Origin of the sequence: Floridaenema aerugineum BLCC-F46, from assembly GCF_041929345.1 — a bacterium.
GTDB classification, from domain to species: Bacteria; Cyanobacteriota; Cyanobacteriia; order Cyanobacteriales; family Aerosakkonemataceae; genus Floridanema; species Floridanema aerugineum.
In genome coordinates, this window is sequence record NZ_JBHFNQ010000198.1 from 27,544 (window position 1) to 43,686 (window position 16,143).

At 40.4% G+C, this 16,143-nt stretch carries 19 protein-coding genes and 1 tRNA gene; 9 read left to right on the top strand and 11 right to left on the bottom strand.

The genetic code is table 11. From position 1 onward, the window contains the following. Positions 1 to 2: 2 nt before the first annotated feature. The gene (gene plsX / locus ACE1CC_RS25455; protein WP_413273236.1) at positions 3 to 1,037 is read right to left on the bottom strand and encodes a phosphate acyltransferase PlsX; all 1,035 of its coding nucleotides are present in this window, start codon (positions 1,035 to 1,037) and stop codon (positions 3 to 5) included. A gap of 240 nt (positions 1,038 to 1,277) precedes the next feature. Here plsX and ACE1CC_RS25460 point away from each other — a divergent pair, with 240 nt between their 5' ends. Beyond that, complete coding sequence (locus ACE1CC_RS25460) at positions 1,278 to 2,669, top strand: D-alanyl-D-alanine carboxypeptidase (RefSeq protein WP_413273237.1); 1,392 nt, start codon at positions 1,278 to 1,280, stop codon at positions 2,667 to 2,669. 103 nt (positions 2,670 to 2,772) lie between these two features. Here the strand turns inward: ACE1CC_RS25460 and lptC are convergent, their stop codons facing one another. The 3 genes from lptC to metG all read right to left on the bottom strand — a co-directional run bounded on the left by lptC (position 2,773) and on the right by metG (position 6,509). After that, positions 2,773 to 3,906: an LPS export ABC transporter periplasmic protein LptC gene (gene lptC, locus ACE1CC_RS25465; RefSeq protein ID WP_413273238.1), complete on the bottom strand. Its 1,134-nt coding sequence runs from the start codon at positions 3,904 to 3,906 to the stop codon at positions 2,773 to 2,775. 289 nt (positions 3,907 to 4,195) lie between these two features. Further along, complete coding sequence (locus ACE1CC_RS25470; RefSeq protein WP_073595429.1) at positions 4,196 to 4,807, bottom strand: LabA-like NYN domain-containing protein; 612 nt, start codon at positions 4,805 to 4,807, stop codon at positions 4,196 to 4,198. Between the two features lie 97 nt (positions 4,808 to 4,904). Then, positions 4,905 to 6,509, bottom strand: coding sequence for a methionine--tRNA ligase (metG, locus tag ACE1CC_RS25475; RefSeq protein ID WP_413273239.1), 1,605 nt, complete (start codon positions 6,507 to 6,509; stop codon positions 4,905 to 4,907). Between the two features lie 327 nt (positions 6,510 to 6,836). Here metG and ACE1CC_RS25480 point away from each other — a divergent pair, with 327 nt between their 5' ends. The 5 genes from ACE1CC_RS25480 (at position 6,837) to ACE1CC_RS25500 (ending at position 9,997) form a co-directional block, all read left to right on the top strand. Further along, positions 6,837 to 7,556: a lysophospholipid acyltransferase family protein gene (locus tag ACE1CC_RS25480; RefSeq protein ID WP_413273240.1), complete on the top strand. Its 720-nt coding sequence runs from the start codon at positions 6,837 to 6,839 to the stop codon at positions 7,554 to 7,556. 67 nt (positions 7,557 to 7,623) lie between these two features. Then, positions 7,624 to 8,448 (top strand): alpha/beta fold hydrolase, encoded by an 825-nt coding sequence (locus ACE1CC_RS25485; protein WP_413273241.1) that lies wholly within the window; start codon positions 7,624 to 7,626, stop codon positions 8,446 to 8,448. A 117-nt stretch (positions 8,449 to 8,565) separates the two neighbouring features. Continuing rightward, a tRNA-Lys gene (locus ACE1CC_RS25490) sits at positions 8,566 to 8,637 on the top strand. Between the two features lie 440 nt (positions 8,638 to 9,077). Further along, the gene (locus tag ACE1CC_RS25495; protein WP_413273242.1) at positions 9,078 to 9,683 is read left to right on the top strand and encodes a tetratricopeptide repeat protein; all 606 of its coding nucleotides are present in this window, start codon (positions 9,078 to 9,080) and stop codon (positions 9,681 to 9,683) included. After that, complete coding sequence (locus tag ACE1CC_RS25500; RefSeq protein ID WP_413273243.1) at positions 9,683 to 9,997, top strand: hypothetical protein; 315 nt, start codon at positions 9,683 to 9,685, stop codon at positions 9,995 to 9,997. Before ACE1CC_RS25495 ends, ACE1CC_RS25500 begins: the two co-directional genes overlap by 1 nt. Before the next feature lie 70 nt (positions 9,998 to 10,067). Here ACE1CC_RS25500 and ACE1CC_RS25505 read toward each other — a convergent pair whose 3' ends face one another. From ACE1CC_RS25505 to ACE1CC_RS25530, 6 genes are all read right to left on the bottom strand, one after another. Beyond that, positions 10,068 to 10,451 (bottom strand): hypothetical protein, encoded by a 384-nt coding sequence (locus ACE1CC_RS25505; protein ID WP_413273244.1) that lies wholly within the window; start codon positions 10,449 to 10,451, stop codon positions 10,068 to 10,070. Continuing rightward, positions 10,451 to 10,777 carry a type II toxin-antitoxin system RelE/ParE family toxin gene (locus tag ACE1CC_RS25510; RefSeq protein ID WP_413273245.1) on the bottom strand — a complete coding sequence of 109 codons (327 nt, stop codon included), beginning with the start codon at positions 10,775 to 10,777 and terminating at the stop codon, positions 10,451 to 10,453. Before ACE1CC_RS25510 ends, ACE1CC_RS25505 begins: the two co-directional genes overlap by 1 nt. Then, on the bottom strand, positions 10,774 to 11,025 hold the full coding sequence (locus ACE1CC_RS25515; protein WP_413273246.1) for a ribbon-helix-helix domain-containing protein: 252 nt from the start codon (positions 11,023 to 11,025) through the stop codon (positions 10,774 to 10,776). The genes ACE1CC_RS25510 and ACE1CC_RS25515 overlap by 4 nt, the downstream gene beginning before the upstream one ends. 34 nt (positions 11,026 to 11,059) lie before the next feature. Continuing rightward, positions 11,060 to 11,635, bottom strand: coding sequence for a Uma2 family endonuclease (locus ACE1CC_RS25520; RefSeq protein ID WP_413273247.1), 576 nt, complete (start codon positions 11,633 to 11,635; stop codon positions 11,060 to 11,062). A gap of 139 nt (positions 11,636 to 11,774) precedes the next feature. After that, the gene (locus ACE1CC_RS25525; protein WP_413273248.1) at positions 11,775 to 12,329 is read right to left on the bottom strand and encodes a Uma2 family endonuclease; all 555 of its coding nucleotides are present in this window, start codon (positions 12,327 to 12,329) and stop codon (positions 11,775 to 11,777) included. Positions 12,330 to 12,368: 39 nt separating this feature from the next. Next, on the bottom strand, positions 12,369 to 13,148 hold the full coding sequence (locus tag ACE1CC_RS25530) for an alpha/beta hydrolase (protein WP_413273249.1): 780 nt from the start codon (positions 13,146 to 13,148) through the stop codon (positions 12,369 to 12,371). 127 nt (positions 13,149 to 13,275) lie between these two features. Between ACE1CC_RS25530 and ACE1CC_RS25535 the strand changes: the two genes are divergently transcribed. The 3 genes from ACE1CC_RS25535 to ACE1CC_RS25545 all read left to right on the top strand — a co-directional run bounded on the left by ACE1CC_RS25535 (position 13,276) and on the right by ACE1CC_RS25545 (position 15,446). Beyond that, entirely contained in the window at positions 13,276 to 14,625 is a 1,350-nt protein-coding gene (locus ACE1CC_RS25535; protein ID WP_413273250.1) for a protein kinase domain-containing protein, read from the top strand. Between the two features lie 73 nt (positions 14,626 to 14,698). Beyond that, positions 14,699 to 15,097 (top strand): DUF433 domain-containing protein, encoded by a 399-nt coding sequence (locus tag ACE1CC_RS25540; RefSeq protein ID WP_413273251.1) that lies wholly within the window; start codon positions 14,699 to 14,701, stop codon positions 15,095 to 15,097. Next, complete coding sequence (locus ACE1CC_RS25545) at positions 15,090 to 15,446, top strand: DUF5615 family PIN-like protein (RefSeq protein WP_413273252.1); 357 nt, start codon at positions 15,090 to 15,092, stop codon at positions 15,444 to 15,446. The genes ACE1CC_RS25540 and ACE1CC_RS25545 overlap by 8 nt, the downstream gene beginning before the upstream one ends. A gap of 63 nt (positions 15,447 to 15,509) precedes the next feature. On the opposite strand, the gene ACE1CC_RS25550 is transcribed toward ACE1CC_RS25545, so the two are convergent. Continuing rightward, positions 15,510 to 16,143, bottom strand: a 634-nt coding sequence (locus ACE1CC_RS25550; protein ID WP_459563919.1) for an RpnC/YadD family protein, incomplete at its 5' end; no start/stop codon positions are given.

Consider the following 16,143-nt stretch of genomic DNA (forward strand, 5'->3'; position numbering starts at 1 on the left):
TATTACTCGACCTCAGCCGCTGGTGCAGCAGGTTGGTGATAGTTGGATGAAATTCTTTCTAGTACTTGGTGATCGATCGCTTCTTTAGCCAACCGAATTGCATTAAAAATCGAAGGAGCTTGTGACGATCCATGACTAATAATACAAATTCCAGCCACACCTAAAAGCAACCCTCCACCATGTTCGGCATGATCTACCCGTTGCTTAATCCGTTTTAGGTTAGGTTTAAGCAAAGCAACACCCATAAAACCATGCAAACCTTGAGGCAATTCTTCTTTGAGGATTTGCAACATTACTTCGCCCACAGCCTCAGCAAATTTGAGCAAGACATTACCAGCGAAGCCATCACAAACCACCACATCAAAGTTACCCGAAAGGATATCTCGACCTTCCGCATTGCCCACAAAAGAGATTTTTTGATTCTGTTCGAGCATTTGGTGAGTACGAATTGCCAAATCGTTACCCTTACCCGGTTCTTCACCGATATTGAGTAAGCCGACTTTCGGTTCTGCCACACCTAGAACATATTGGCTGTAAATCGATCCCATGACAGCGAACTGTTCCAAGAATTTGGGACGACAATCGACATTTGCCCCCACATCGAGAAGTAGCACCGATTTATCAGCCAAGATGGTCGGTAAAACTGCGCCTATAGCTGGTCGATCGATTCCTTTCAACCTTCCTAAGCGCAACAAAGCTGCTGCCATTGCTGCGCCAGAATGTCCTGCCGAAACCACTGCATCAGCCCGTTTTTGCTTCACCAAATCCATTGCGACGTTGATGGAAGCTTTCGGCTTGCGTTTTATACCGCTCAGTGGTTCTTCGTGCATTTCGATCGTGCCTTCTGAAGGCACAATTTCGATCGGAAATGAGTTTGCTTGTTGACCTAGAGCCGCTTCGATTTGAGAAGAATCGCCTACCAGTAGAACTTCTACGTCTAATTCTTCTCTTGCTCTAAGTGCGCCAGCGACTATTTCGGCGGGGGCATGATCCCCACCCATCGCGTCTATTGCAATTCGTGCCCTAGCTGATCCCATTGATCAATGTAGTAGAAACATCAAAGATTTTACCAGATGGCTTCGATCCAAAAATCAACCTTTACGGAAGAAAGTTTTGATTTGGGAGGAGGGGGTAGGGGTTAGGGGGTAGGGGTTAGGGAAAAACTCCCCTACCCCCTACTCCCGTTCCCTGTTCCCTTATTTTGAGGCAAAATCTAAATTGCTAAAAGTAAAATCTAAAATCTAAAATCTAAAATTCGTGTTGAGGAGCGTTTCAAAGTGTTGGAATTATTTAGTTCTGGGTTAATGTCTGCGTGGTTGGATATGGCAGGAATTCGCAGTTCTGGGTTGAATACTGCACAAGAAATGGTTTGGCCTGGTAATGCGGGATTTGTACTCGCAGCTGCGCCGGAACCGCAGACGGCGAGTATAGTTGAGCAATATTTAAAGGAGTTAGGGAAACAACATCCGATCGGACAACAAGCAATTTGGATGCAGTCGGGGCCAGTAGTTTTAGCTAATAATCAAGGTTCTATTCCTTTGCCTGCTGCCTCTCTGACGAAGATTGCTACCTCTTTGGCTGCCCTATCTACCTGGGATCATTCCCACCAGTTTGAGACGCTCATTAGTGCCACCGGGCCGATAAATAACGGGGTATTACAGGGAGATTTACTTGTCAATGGCAATGGCGATCCGTTGTTTGTTTGGCAAGATGGCATTGCAATGGCTAATTCTTTAAATCGCCTGGGAATTAAAAAAGTCACGGGAAAATTGGTGATTCGGGGGAGATTTGCGATGAATGGCAACCGGAATGCTTTGCCATCGGGTCAAATGCTCATGCAGTCTTTTAATTTTCGCACTTGGTCTAGATCGCTGATTTTGAGATATTCCCAAATGCCTCAAGGTACTCCCAAACCTCAATTGGAAATTTTCGGTGGTGTAAAGGTGGAAAACCCCGAAACAGGCCCACAACAAACTAAACCAAACTTATTATTACGTCACCGTTCTTTAACTCTAACTCAACTGTTGAAAGAAATGAATATTTTCAGCAGTAATGAAATGGCAGAAAGTATTGCTGAATCTTTGGGAGGGGCGCAAGTAGTAAGGAGATTGGCGGCGAGTGCTGCGGGTGTGCCTTTGGCAGAAATTCAATTAATTAATGGTTCTGGTTTAGGTGTGGAAAATCGGATTTCTGCCAGGGCAGTTTGTGGAATGTTAATGGCACTACAACGGAAATTGCAACCTTTAGGATTGACGATCGGCGATTTTTTCCCGGTTTCTGGTAGCGATCGCAATGGTACAATGTTGCATCGTCACATTCCCCAAGCAACTGTGATTAAAACAGGGACTTTACGAGATGTCAGTGCTTTAGCGGGAGTGATGCCGACACGCGATCGCGGTTTGGTGTGGTTTGCGATCGTCAACCGAGGTAACGATGTTTTAGGTTTACGCGCCAAACAAGACCTTTTACTACAAAATTTGAGCCAAAAATGGGGAACCACTTTAACTCCGCCTGTAGTAGTCCTTCCCACTCGCGCTAGCCTCAACTACGTCAAACGCATTGGGGCAAGCGATCGTAACCAAATTATCCTCAAAGGCAGAACAAAGGCAGAAGGCAGAGGGCAGAAGGCACAAGCAAAAGAAGGGGAAACCGAAAAGCTTAAAGGGTAAAGGGAATAAAGGGAACAGGGAACAGGGAACAGGGAACAGGGAGGTGGGGAGAGTTGTTTATGTAGATTTGGGATTCCCCCCATCTCCCCATCCCCCCATCCCCTCATCTCCCCTGCCGCCCTGCCCCCCTGCCCTGTGGGACAATTTCAGTGATGACTGGAGAGTTATTACCATTTCCAGTAATAGCGATTTTTTGCTCTTTGAGGTTTCCAAAGGCTTTGGGGCCATTTAAAGTTAATGGTGGGTCAGTTTGTTGATAGAAAACATTGCCATTGGCGGCAAATTGCTGAGTTTCTAAATACCAAGTCATTTCATCAGTTCGCAGGTTGGAAGGTGGTTTTTGACCTGTACCTTGGACACCGCCGATTAAGTAAGCAATTTGTGGGGTTAATTCAACTCTACCTTGACTAGCGTTTAAGGTGATTTGTTGTTCTCTTTGGTAAATAGTTACTGGTTGATTTGAGGAGACTATTTTAGTATTTAAATTCCAGACAATAGCATTACTAGCAATTTGCATTGGAGGTTCGTCAAAGGTAACTTGTCCGTTTTTTCCCAGTTTGGCGATTTTGTTTTTTAAGTCTACTTCTCCTTGATTACCTGTGGCGCGGTCGGTAATCTTTTGTCCATTGTAGCGGTCAATTTGCGTAAAGCGATCGCTAAACATTTTCTGTTCTTGCACTTGCCAAAATAACTTTTCGGTTTTCATGATTAACGGGGGATCGATCGCTTTTGCCACCACTTGTCCAATAAATTCTATTTTCTTCGCCCGACTAAACGCCCTCGCTTCTTGCGCTGATGCTTGTACTTGTTTATGAGTTCCAGTTAATTGATTCCGTACAATTAAAATATCTTCTTCTGGTCGCCATTCTAATTCATTACCTCGCAACACTACACCATTTTGTATATCTGTAGCAACAATTTGACCTTTGAGAAACATTTGTTTGCCATCTTCTTTAATCTCTCCGGTTTGACCGCTAACTTGATATACTAATTTGCCATCTTGAAATAAATCTCCAATGGGACTTAAAATTTTTGCATCTTTTTTATCATTACTATAAACAGCTTGTTTGGCTTTGATTTTCCACAAAGTCCGACCTGAATCATCAACTTTATCGAGGATGACATCGTTCAATGTCAGGTTACTATCTGATTCTTTGGCTAATGCTCTTTCTTGAGCTAGTCTACTATCTTCAGCTAGCTTTCTGGCTGTCCTCCCTTCACTATCACAGGCTACCATACCAAACAATAACCCGATTAAGATTAGTTTTAAAAAGATTAGTTTATTCAGAGTAATTTTCCTCAAACTCATCATTTCAGAGAAATTATAGCTACAAATCGCTTAAACTCAGATCTGGCACTCAAAGGAGGTGGAACCTCCCTGATCCTCGTTCCCAGGTTCAAGCTGGGAACGAAGAATGGAGGCTCTGCCTCTTGGCGCAAGATCTGAGTAAACAGATCCCCGACTTCTTGAAGAAGTCGGGGATCTAGGCGACAGTAAATTTTAAATGGTTGTTTTTATTTGTTGTTTAATCGTCGTCTTTTTCGTCATCTAATAATCCAATTCCAGACAATGGGCGATAGATATAACCTCCTTGACGCTGGGTTTTTTGGATATCTTCTTTGATGTTTTCTAGGTCAATATAGCGATCGGCAACATTGATTAAACTATCGCTAGTCATGGAACGCAAACTGACAACTTCTACGCGCACACCGCGATAACTAACTGCATCTACCGCATAAGCTAAATCGCCATCACCACTAACTAAAACTGCTGTATCATAAGAGCCTACTAAAGCCATCATATCTACAGCAATTTCCACATCTAAATTGGCTTTTTTAGAACCATCTGGTAATTGCACTAAGTCTTTAGCAATGACGCGATAACCATTGCGCCGCATCCACAATAAAAAACCTTGTTGTTTTTCATTGGTGCGATCGACTCCTGTATAAAAGAACGATCGCAACAACCGAGAACCAGCCGTCAACCTACACAATAACTTGGTATAGTCTATTTCTATTCCCAATTGCAAGGCTGCATAAAACAAATTTGAACCATCAATAAAGATGGCGACTCTACCTCGATTTTCCAGAACTTGTTCTGGCGTGAATAGAGAGTCTTTTTCCAAATTATTTAACATGATTATTATGCCTCATTTTTTATCAGTCAAATCGAGCAAATCAATGTACTCCTAATTTTTCCACATTTATATAGCCGGGAATGGCTTTAGGGTTTAATTAAGAACTAGTTTCCGCAACTTCCAATTTTTGAAAAATCGGACGAGGTTCGCCTAACTTTTGTTTTGCAGGTAAGGTTCCCCAACTAGCATGAACCGTAAAGTCTGCTGTATTAGATAATTGAGTTTTGTCATTAAAATTTGTACCAAAGCCTAATTGTTGATAAATGTCGTTGCTGATACCAGGGATAATTGGTGACAATAAATAAGCTGCCAATCGCACAGATTCTAAAACAGAATAGAGCACTTGCTCAACTGCTGGCTGGTTTCCTTGTTTATACAATGTCCAAGGTGCTTGTTCATCGATATACTTGTTACCAGTGCGAATCATGCCCAGAACAGCTTCACAAGCGTTGCTAAAAGCTAAATTTTCATAAGCTTGGGCAACTTGTGTACCTAATGTCAAACCAATTGTTTTTAAGGGGTTTTCTGCGGGAATGTCTGCACCATTTACATTGGGAACTTCACCACCACAGTATTTGTAAGCCATTTTCAAAGTACGATTGAGCAAGTTGCCCAAGTCGTTGGCTAGGTCGGCGTTAAGAATGGGAATAAACCGATTTACTTCGTTAAAGTCGCCATCTTTGCCGAATTCGATTTCTTTCATAAAATAGTAACGAACTGCGTCGGCTCCATAGCGATCGACCAAAGCGATCGGATCGATCGTATTACCGAGAGTTTTACTAATTTTCTGCCCATCTTTGGTTAAAAAGCCATGTCCAAACACTCTTCCTGGTAAAGCAACATTGGCTGACATTAACATTGCAGGCCAGTAAACTGCATGAAATCTCAGAATGTCTTTACCAATCAAATGTAAGTCGATCGGCCACCATTTAGCTAAAGCATTCTTAATGGTCGGTTCTTCATCCGGTTCCAGAAGGGCGGTAACATAACCTAGAAGGGCATCAAACCAGACGTAAATGGTATGTTTGGGATCTGTAGGTATGGGAAAGCCCCAATCTAAGTTAACTCGCGAAATCGAGAAGTCTTGCAAACCTTGACTCACAAAATTGAGGACTTCGTTGCGGCGAGTTTCTGGTTGAATAAAGTCTGGTCGTTCTTGATAGAGTTTTTCCAGTTGAGTTTGGTATTTGGAAAGGCGGAAGAAGTAGTTTTCTTCGTCGCGCCACTCAACTTCTTTGTTGGGGTGAAGGGAACAACGCCTGCCTTCGAGGAGTTCGCGTTCTTCTTTAAATTCTTCACAAGCTACACAATACCAGCCTTTTTGTTGACTCAGGTAGATGTCGCCAGCATCCCAAACTCGGTGAAAGAACTCTTTGACGATCGCATGATGCCGTTCTGCTGTAGTCCGACTAAAGCGATCGTACTGGATATTTAGCTTTTGCCAAAGTTTCTCGAACCCAGTAACTATTTCATCGCAGTGTACTTGGGGTGATAGTCCTCTAGCTTGGGCAGCGCGTTCAATCTTTTGTCCGTGTTCGTCGTTTCCGGTAATTAGCAACACCGAATTTCCTCGCATTCTCTGGTATCTGGCTACTACGTCGGCTGCGATCGTCGTATAAGCGCTACCTATGTGAGGTATATCGTTTACGTAATATAGGGGTGTTGTCAGAGCAAAGGTTTTTTTACTATCGGTATAATTCATGGAAAAAAATGGCAATAAACCCTCATAAACTGCTTTTAATCATACATGAGGGTTTTGAATACAGGTTTTCTGGGTATTTTTTACATTTATTATAATCTAATCTGATATTGTAACAATTGTATAAAATTTTACTAGATTAACCTTTCTAATATACCTCAGCTGTACCTATTGCGTCTCTATCGGAAGATATTTGTCAATTTAGCTGAAAGAAAGTTAACAATTATTAAGGAGTGGAGTTACACTTAGTCAAAAATATTAGCCAAACTATCGAAAAATTATTTATTCAACTATCCCTTATTATCTGGTTGTAGTGAATTAGGACAAGTTATGTATTCCGAACCATTGTTAGTTTCACAACTATTGCTAGCAGCTACCAAAACCAAGCTGTTTCTCCATCATCAGGAGCGTATCCCTCCAGCAGGGTCTATGTTAGTGGTGAGTAATCATCGCAGTTTTATGGATGCGCCATTGCTGATGTCAGCGATCGGTCGTCCGATCCGGTTTGCTTGTCATCATTATATGGGACAAGTGCCAGTGATGCGGGATTTGGTGACTAGATTAGGCTGTTTCCCTTTGGAGGAGATGGGAAAACCGCAAAAGAAATTTTTCCAACAGGCTATTAATTTGTTTGAGAAACAGCAAGTGGTAGGTTTGTTTCCTGAAGGAGCACAACCAATGGTAGAGTTTACCAAGCCGGAAACGATGGGGGAATTTCACAGGGGTTTTGCTCATTTGGCGTTAAGATCTCCGGTGGAAAGGTTGTCTATTTTACCAGTGGCGATCGCTTCTCTGGAAGAGAATGTGAGTTCAGCAGTACCATTAAAACTGTTAAGCTGGTTTGATCCTTCAGAACCGTTCTTTAATAATTCTGGTTGGCATCCTTTAGTAGTGTATCAACGAGTTAATGTTTTAATTGGTCGTCCTTATTGGATTACCTCTTCTGTAAGACAAGGATTCAAAGGAAAACAGATGAAAACCGTCGTTGCTGAACTGACAGATTACTGCCAAACTGAAATTAGCGAATTACTGCGTCAAGGCTGTAATTAAGTTGTCAGTTTTGTTCTGTATTTTGGGTAAACTTAATTGAAAATAGCTGTTTAATATCGATTTAAAAATGCCACAGATTAAAAGTCATCCCTGTTTTTTAACTCCCACACAAATTAAGCAAGATTTTCCTTTATTCATATTTTTGCCAGGAATGGATGGTACAGGTCAGCTGTTACGTTGTCAAACTGCTGGGTTAGAACAAGGATTTGACATTCGTTGTTTAGCGATTCCGCCAGATGATTTAACTAGTTGGAATGAACTTACCGAACAAGTAATTAATTTAATTGAAGCTGAATTGAAAACAAATCCCCGTAAATCTGTTTACTTATGTGGGGAATCTTTTGGCGGTTGTTTGGCGATGAAGGTTGCTGTGAAAGCGCCTTGGTTGTTTGACAAAATAATTTTAGTTAATCCTGCTTCTTCAATGAGTCGTCGTCCTTGGATGTACGCGGCAATTCCTTTAACTCAATGGGTACCAAATTCTTTTTATCAATTAGGATCGTTGATTGGTTTACCTGTGTTAGCAGCTATGGGTAGGATAGCACCGATCGATCGCCAAGCGTTAGTTCAAGCAGTACAAATTGTCCCCCAAAAAACTTCGATTTGGCGACTTTCTCTCCTCCAACAATTTCAAGTTCATCCTAATGAGTTACGCCGGATTACTCAACCAGTGTTTTTAATTGGCAGTGCTGCCGATCGCCTGTTACCATCTGTTTCAGAAGTGCAGTATTTAGTACAAAATTTTCCCAATGCGAAGATGACAATTTTACCAGATAGCGGTCATGCTTGCTTGTTAGAAACTGACGTGAATCTTTATGAAATTTTAAGGGAAAATGATTTTTTACCGGAGAGCAAAGGGCAAACTCAAAAGGTGTTCTCCACAGCAAATTAAGCTGCAATCAACGAAGTTGAGAACTGTTTAATTAGCCAAAATTTCAAAGTTTTGTGAAAAATTTTTCACTACTACTTCCAAAATCCAGCTAAATTTGCTATGATAATAAATCTAAACGGGCGACTAGCTCAATGGTAGAGCAGTAGACTCTTAATCTATTGGTTGCGGGTTCGAGTCCCTCGTCGCCCACTCTACACCCTAACAATATCACGGTTTTTGCAATTTGCGATCGCGCAGCGCTGCGCGATCGTTTGATGCCTTTGATGGGTGATTGATGCGTCACAAATCTGGAAAGTCTACCGAAGTAACCACACCTGCATAATGTTGTCAAATAGTTTGCGGACTGTTCCCAACCCATAAAGCAATTTGAGCGATCGGAATATCCGATTCTAGGCAATGACTTATAGAAAGTGTGGCGAGTGTTGTATAGCAACAGACATATCGGTTAAGGCATAATGTTTTGATTAAAAGGCAACAGGGAACAGGCAACAGGAAAATAAAGAATGCCTTAACCGCCTTGGCGGTTGCTATATTATGGGCGATAGGGAATTGGTAACGACGACAAGCTGGATATTAATTAGTGCAACCGGACTGGGAATTATAGGTATGTACTTTCCAGTACTCAGGTTATGTTCAAACGAATATCAAGCACTCTAATACTTTCGGTTTTAATTGCTCTACCAGCATCGGCCCAGTCAGCTAAAGATTTGTTCTGTCGTGGTGCCATTGAATTACACGACAATCGGCACGGTGAAGCTATTACCTCGTTCTCTCAAGCGATTCGCATCAATCCCAGATTTTCAAATGCTTACTTTTATCGGGGAATTGCCCACCATTCTAAAAATCGATACACAGAGGCGATAGCCAACTACAACCAAGCATTGAGCATTGGCAGTAATCGACCAGCAACAATTTTAGATAACCGGGCAGAGGCACTAGCAGCACTAGGCGATTACAAACAAGCTTTAGAGGATTGGAAATTAGCTGCTAAGTACGATCCAAGTGATGTAGGCATACAGCATTCAATGGTTTATGCTTTCCTAAAATTGGGTAGCCGAAAATCTGCGATCGCTATTCTGGAAAAACTGACAGAGAGATATTTTCGACAAGGGAACAATCAGCTGTACTTGATGACTAGAGATGAGCTTCAAAAAGTGCGATCCGGTAAAATGCCTCGTTCCCGTATCGGCGGTTTTAGTGCGGGTGGTTCAGCATTTGAACAGGAGTGCCCATAATGGTTCCAGTTAGCGTATTACTTGCCTTGCTGATAGTAGGATTCCTTTGGTATCGGATCTTAACCAAGATGGGATTTAAAGGATCTGCGCTTTGGATATTGCTAATTATGCTTTTCTTCCCTGTTACGGTTCTGGCTGCATTCATTTACTTGGCGCTTTTCCCCTGGCCTGTCCAGAAGGAATTACAGAAAGCTAAAGCTCAACGATCGCACTCGCAATTGCCTCAACCAGTAGACGAAATTGATGTCGAGTTGGATCGAATGCGTGGTGAGATGGGACTGAACCAGATGAAAAAACGGAAACGAGAAAATTGATTCCAAAACAGAAAGCGCTGGTCAACGCCAGGGCTTTCTCCAATAATCTCACTTTTCAACTCACCTGCTTTTATTGTTTCTTTTGTTGTAAAAACTCAGCAAAATCACGAACTTCAGCAACTAAATCATCGGATAAACTATCTAAAACTGCTGTTAAATGTTCTCGAACTCCCATTGCTTCACGAGCAGGAATCGTTAAAACTAATTGATGAGGATAAACAGTTTCTACTCCAATAGTCTCCATAAATGAGCCAGGTTCATCTTGAGTCGCTGGGATAAAATCTCCATGCTCATCATACTTAACCCAGTTACCAAACAATTCTACAAGATACGCCTGTCCATTCCCCAAAACTTCCACAACTGCGCCGACAGTTCCTACCTGCGCCACTCCGCCATCAGTTAAGGGAATATTTTCAGTTAACTTAACCTCATCAAATAGTTGAAAATTAGCCATTACAATCCCTCTTCTTGTTCCAAAATCGCCTCAATATCTCGTGTAGCATGGAGAATTCTTACAATTTTAATATCCGCATCAAAAGACAAATAAAAAATCAGATACCGATCAAATCCCTTAACTGACCATTTCCGCAATCCCTCCAAACGAGAATTATTAACTGGATAAAGGCGACCCATACCAGACATTTGAGCTAATCTAGCTAATGTCTGACGTACTGCGTCAAAAAATCGCAATGCTGTATCAGAATTATTCCCAGAAATGTACGCAAAATGGTCATCTATATCCTGACTCGCTTTTGGGGTGATAAAAATCTTCTTTGTCATTCTTCTATATCTTGAATACCTTGCACCAATTGAGCGCGTTTTTGCTCCCACCAATCATCTGTTACTTCAAGCAATTCACCACTATCTAACCCTTCTAATAAGAGGGACTCAATCTGTGCAATCTTCACTTGTTCTTGATGAATGAGATGTAGAATATACTCATTTGCGTTACTATAACCTCCTTTTGTCACCTGTTCCTCAATAAATGCTTGAATTGATTCAGGTAGTGAAATATTTAACATAGCCATGATTCATTTACCGCTCCCGAGCTATAACTTCATGCTAACCAATATTACCAGCCGCTAATACTTGTTCAACTGTTAATAGTAACTCTGGAAAAGTCCGAAAAACAATATTTTGATTACCTGTAAAAACCGTTTCTTCATATAAACCTTCTTCCCACAACAAAACTGTAACTTTTGACTTCATCGGATCGACAATCCAATATTCGGGAATCTCTAACGCTGCATATTCAGAACGCTTAAAACGATAATCTCGACTCACAGATTCAGGACTGACAACTTCAACTGCTAACAATGGTGGTATTTCAGTAATAGCCGATCGATCCAAAAATTCCCGCACTTGTTCAACAGGTACAATATAAAGATCAGATAATCTCGACTTTCGCCATCCCGTTCTAATTCCCGCTTCTCTAAAACATACCCAACGTAAACCTAAACGTTTGATTTCGGTATCAAATATTTGTTCAGCAAACTTAGCAATAAGCAAATGCCTAAAAGTTGGAGGATTCATCAGTTCTAACCTTCCATCAACTAATTCATAGCGGTTATCTGTGCCATCGTCATAAGCTAGATATTCTTCAAAGGTAAACAGTTTTTCTGCAACTTCGCTTTTCATTATCTGCCATTAAACCTTTAGTTTATTATACCTGAAAATCTTCGCAAATAGGAACAGGTTATGGAATAGGAAAACTATCTTTTTGGAAACCTTTTAGATGGAATGCGATCGCTTTTTGCTCAATCTCATCCTAACAACATTAAAGCGTCAACCAACTAAAAACCTGTTCAACAGTTAACTCTAAATCAATTCCTTGAAGGATTGGTAATTTAGTATTTCCTTCCAATAGTTGTACTTTGCGATCGCCAAAAACAATCAAAATACTTTCTTCCTCTGGATCAATCAACCAACCTAACTCAGTACCATTTTCACAACAATGAAGCAGTTTTTTTAGTACTTTAGTTTGACTTTGATCCGGTGATAAAATTTCAATTGCCCAATCAGGGTGAATTTCAAAACGATTAACAATTCTTCCTGAAGTACTAAATGGAATTCTTTCCCAACGAAACACTGCTACATCTGGAACGATCGAATCTCCCGCAAAAGTACAGCGTAATTCTGGAAAAGCATAAGCAATTTTCCTGGGTTTAGTTACTCGATTAATCGCTTCACATAATTCTCCTTGAAGTACACTATGTTCTCCCTGTGGCATAGCTTTTTGGATAATTTCTCCCTTGATTAATTCAGCAGCAGGTTGGGTTTCGGGAAGTTGTAAAAATTCCTCTAAACTTATCGTTTGGGTAGCAGTATTCATGATTTTACTTTACTATTAACTCTTCAACTAGTAAACATTTTAAAACCATCCTTTTCCTACGGTTGGTTCTAACAACCAAGTTAACATTTCTGGTAAACGTTTTTGCCAAGCAGTTTCGTGATGAATCTCATCTTCACCGAGGACAAAAGATAATTCTTGTTCGCTGTAACCTAAATTTTTCAAATGTTGATAGAAATACTCGTTAATCGGAACGAAATCTAATTCAGTTCCATAATAGTTGTATTGTTCAGCACTACCGACGTACAAAAGAATTTTTGACCAAAACCGAGTGTGTCTATCCCAATAGCGAAACATGAAATCTCCACCAAACATTAAAGCGGGAGAAATACCGCCAATGCGTCCAAAAAGTTGGGGATAAGTTTTGCCGATATACAAAGCAAATAATCCCCCCATACTTGAGCCTAAAATTGCTGTATTCTGAGGGTCTGTGATGGTGCGATATTGGCGATCGATATAAGGTTTTAAACTATTGACTAAAAACTCCGATGTTAAATGTCCCCGTCCATCTTGCCAAGGGGAATATTCTTCCATTCGGTTGGGTAAGTGATCGATCCCGACAATAATCCAAGGGTCGATAGTCCTTTGAGATATTAACTCTTCTAGAGCAATATTGGCGCACCAAGTATCATAAACCGCAGATTCCGGGTGAGAAAAGATGTTTTGCCCATCAAACATATAAAGCACTGGAAACCGCCTGTAAGGTTGTTCCTGGTAAGCGTCAGGGGTAAAGATGCGGAGGGTGCGATTTGTTTGTTCGGAAAATGAGTAGAAGTCGCGGATAATTTGAATGTCGCCCATTGTTTTGTTAGTTGGTTAGGTTTGAATGATAAAAGTTATTTTTTGTTGGGAAATAGCGATCGCAACAAAGTTATAGTTGTAGCATAGATTTGGAAGCTAGTCAGCAAAAATGAACCTGTGAACGCCAATGATACAGGAACTTCTGAATAACCGCTATCTTTTACTCCGAAAATTGGGTAGTGGTGGTTTTGGTGAGACTTTTTTGGCAGAAGATACCAATATGCCATCGAAACGCCGCTGTGTAATTAAGCAACTGAAACTTATTGAAAATAAACCCGAAGTTTACCAGTTAGTCAAAGAAAGATTTGCACGGGAAGCCGTAGTTTTAGAAGAATTAGGTGATGGGAATCAACAGATCCCTAAATTATACGCTTATTTTACCATTGATGACCAATTTTATTTAGTTCAAGAATGGATTGCTGGAGAAACTTTAGGTAAAAAACTACAATTAGAAGGTGCTCAAAGCGAAAGTTTTGTCCGGGAATTTATGCTGGATATTTTGCCTGTTTTAGATTATGTTCATAGCAAAAGGATGGTGCATCGAGATATTAAACCGGACAATATTATCATCAGACAAACCGACGGTAAACCTGTTTTAATTGATTTTGGTGCAGTCAAAGAAATGATGGGAACTATCATAAATTCTCATGGTAGTACCACCAGTTCTATTGTCATTGGAACCAGTGGTTTTATGCCTGCTGAACAAGCGGCGGGTAGACCTGTTTATGCTAGTGATTTATATAGTTTAGGGATGACAGCAATTTATTTGTTAACTCGTCGGAGTCCGAAAATTTTGGATATAGATCATCAAACGGGTGAGATTTTATGGCAGAAATATGCTGTTAATATTAGTCCTCGTTTAGTGGCAGTTTTAAATAAGGCTGTTCAGTCTCATTGGCGCGATCGCTACCAAACCGCCAAAGAGATGTTAGCAGCATTAGAATTAGATACTACTATTATACCTTCAACTGTAACTTTATTAGCCACTAATTCTCCAAAAAAAACTGATGAAACTCAGGAGCAAAATACTGCCCCCATAGAGCAAATAAACCAAAAAAACTTGCTGATTATTGGTAGCATGATTATTATGACTTTAGTTAGTATACCGATAATCTATAAAGCATTTTTCAACCCTATTCCCCAATCAAATTTAAAACAAAGTATAGCTGTTACTCCGAAAATAAACTTTCCCAAAAATTACGATTTTACCTGGATTTCCCAAAGACAAGTTACTGATGCAGATTTATTTGATAAAAATGCTTTAGAGTTAGATGTTTTGCGAAATTCAATTTATGCCCGTTATGGCAGAAGGTTTAGAAGTCAGGAATTACAAAAATATTTTAGTAGTCAATCTTGGTATCGTCCAATTTATTCACCAGAAAGTTTTCCTGATAATTTGTTAACACCTTTAGAACAAAAGAATGTAGCGTATATTTTAGAGTATCAAGAACGAAATGGTTTAAGGTGGGTGAGGTAAAGGAGAATTTGAAGTGTTGAAAAGTCAAGAATTTATGATATAATTTATTGTGGTATTGTCAGGTTAAAAAACAATGACAAATTACTCGTTAAACTTACCAATTCAATTGCAGCAAAAAGCAGAGAAATTTGCCACAGATCAAGGGGTTTCTCTGAATGAATTTATTTTATGGGCTGTGGCGGAAAAAGTAGGTGAACTAAGCCAACAATTTGATATGGCAAAATTCCCTGATATTACATATCGTTGGGGTGCTAGCGGTGAGTTAGTACCAGTATTGCGTGGTATTGGCTTGCGGGTGCAAGTAATTGCGATCGCTAACCAAAAATGGGGTTTATCTACAACAGAAATAGCTGGGGAGTATGGCATTACAGAGAAGCAGGTAAATCAAGCTTTGGCTTTTTATGCTGTTAATAAGCAGGAAATAAACGAGGCGATCGCATCAGAGCAAACTTTGGAAGCAGCTAATGTCTAAACCAAAGTTACATTTAGATGCGGATACCTCTATTAAAGCATTACAACAAGCTTTAATTTCTCGCGGACATGATGTGACTCGCACACCGACTGATTGGATGCCTTTAGACGCTAACGATCAAACTCAATTGTTAGGAGCAACAAATCAGGGAAGGTGTATTTTTACTTTTAATATCCGGGATTTTTTGGTTTTAGCTGAACGCTATTCCGAACATTGTGGTATTATCTTAGCGGCTCAAAACAGTTGGACACTTTCTGAGTTGATTTTTGCGTTGGATAGGTTGCTGTCGGAAACCGAAGTAGCTGATTGGATTGGGCAAATACGATGGTTGAATCAGTGGAGGAACTGAGGGAAGGTTTAAGGGAAATTTGGCGATCGCACTTACCTCTAACCCAATCATTTACTAACAAATTTATCTGTAAATTTGCCGCAACTCATCAAGAGTATTTAAGGTTTTAATTCCTTGCACAATTGCTTCTAATGTCGCCACATCTTCTATTTGTTCAATTTCTGGCATTAGCTGTAAACCTTCCGTGCCAAATTTCAATTCTAAACCCAAAGCGATAGTAGAAAATAGCCCTTGTCGTAAAGTTTGTTCTCTACCTAGTTGTAAACCTTGTTCCACACCTTTTTGGAGAATTTCTTGATACCAAGGAGATTCACGTAAAACTGCCATATCCCACCTCATAATTTGCTGAACTAAGGGAGTTTCTAAGACAAAGCTAGCAAAAAATGCTAGCAAAGATTCTAAATCATTTAACTGTTCATCCGTTCGTAAAACCTGCAAAGCTTGTCGGACTTTCGATTCGTTACCACCACCTTGGAGTATTGGAACAAAAGGAATTAAGGAAGGAAGAGGTTGTTGAAAAACTAACTCTGCGTCTACTTCCCAAAGGTTAATTACTCGATAGTCTTGTCGCGCTTGTAAACCTCTGAACTGAGATTCATAGCGAGTGGGAATGCTGACAGAAGAAGCGGGAGGTAGGATGTTGATTAAGTAGGTGCAAATAAATAAAGTGATAATAGTTATATGAGGATGGGGCGGG

Bases quoted from the DNA above. Each gene is read 5' to 3' on its own strand.
- plsX (WP_413273236.1), bottom strand. From the start codon at position 1,037: ATGGGATCAGCTAGGGCACGAATTGCAATAGACGCGATGGGTGGGGAT.
- lptC (WP_413273238.1), bottom strand. From the start codon at position 3,906: ATGGTAGCCTGTGATAGTGAAGGGAGGACAGCCAGAAAGCTAGCTGAA.
- ACE1CC_RS25470 (WP_073595429.1), bottom strand. From the start codon at position 4,807: ATGTTAAATAATTTGGAAAAAGACTCTCTATTCACGCCAGAACAAGTT.
- metG (WP_413273239.1), bottom strand. From the start codon at position 6,509: ATGAATTATACCGATAGTAAAAAAACCTTTGCTCTGACAACACCCCTA.
- ACE1CC_RS25480 (WP_413273240.1), top strand. From the start codon at position 6,837: ATGTATTCCGAACCATTGTTAGTTTCACAACTATTGCTAGCAGCTACC.
- ACE1CC_RS25485 (WP_413273241.1), top strand. From the start codon at position 7,624: ATGCCACAGATTAAAAGTCATCCCTGTTTTTTAACTCCCACACAAATT.
- ACE1CC_RS25495 (WP_413273242.1), top strand. From the start codon at position 9,078: ATGTTCAAACGAATATCAAGCACTCTAATACTTTCGGTTTTAATTGCT.
- ACE1CC_RS25500 (WP_413273243.1), top strand. From the start codon at position 9,683: ATGGTTCCAGTTAGCGTATTACTTGCCTTGCTGATAGTAGGATTCCTT.
- ACE1CC_RS25505 (WP_413273244.1), bottom strand. From the start codon at position 10,451: ATGGCTAATTTTCAACTATTTGATGAGGTTAAGTTAACTGAAAATATT.
- ACE1CC_RS25510 (WP_413273245.1), bottom strand. From the start codon at position 10,777: ATGACAAAGAAGATTTTTATCACCCCAAAAGCGAGTCAGGATATAGAT.
- ACE1CC_RS25515 (WP_413273246.1), bottom strand. From the start codon at position 11,025: ATGGCTATGTTAAATATTTCACTACCTGAATCAATTCAAGCATTTATT.
- ACE1CC_RS25520 (WP_413273247.1), bottom strand. From the start codon at position 11,635: ATGAAAAGCGAAGTTGCAGAAAAACTGTTTACCTTTGAAGAATATCTA.
- ACE1CC_RS25525 (WP_413273248.1), bottom strand. From the start codon at position 12,329: ATGAATACTGCTACCCAAACGATAAGTTTAGAGGAATTTTTACAACTT.
- ACE1CC_RS25530 (WP_413273249.1), bottom strand. From the start codon at position 13,148: ATGGGCGACATTCAAATTATCCGCGACTTCTACTCATTTTCCGAACAA.
- ACE1CC_RS25535 (WP_413273250.1), top strand. From the start codon at position 13,276: ATGATACAGGAACTTCTGAATAACCGCTATCTTTTACTCCGAAAATTG.
- ACE1CC_RS25540 (WP_413273251.1), top strand. From the start codon at position 14,699: ATGACAAATTACTCGTTAAACTTACCAATTCAATTGCAGCAAAAAGCA.
- ACE1CC_RS25545 (WP_413273252.1), top strand. From the start codon at position 15,090: ATGTCTAAACCAAAGTTACATTTAGATGCGGATACCTCTATTAAAGCA.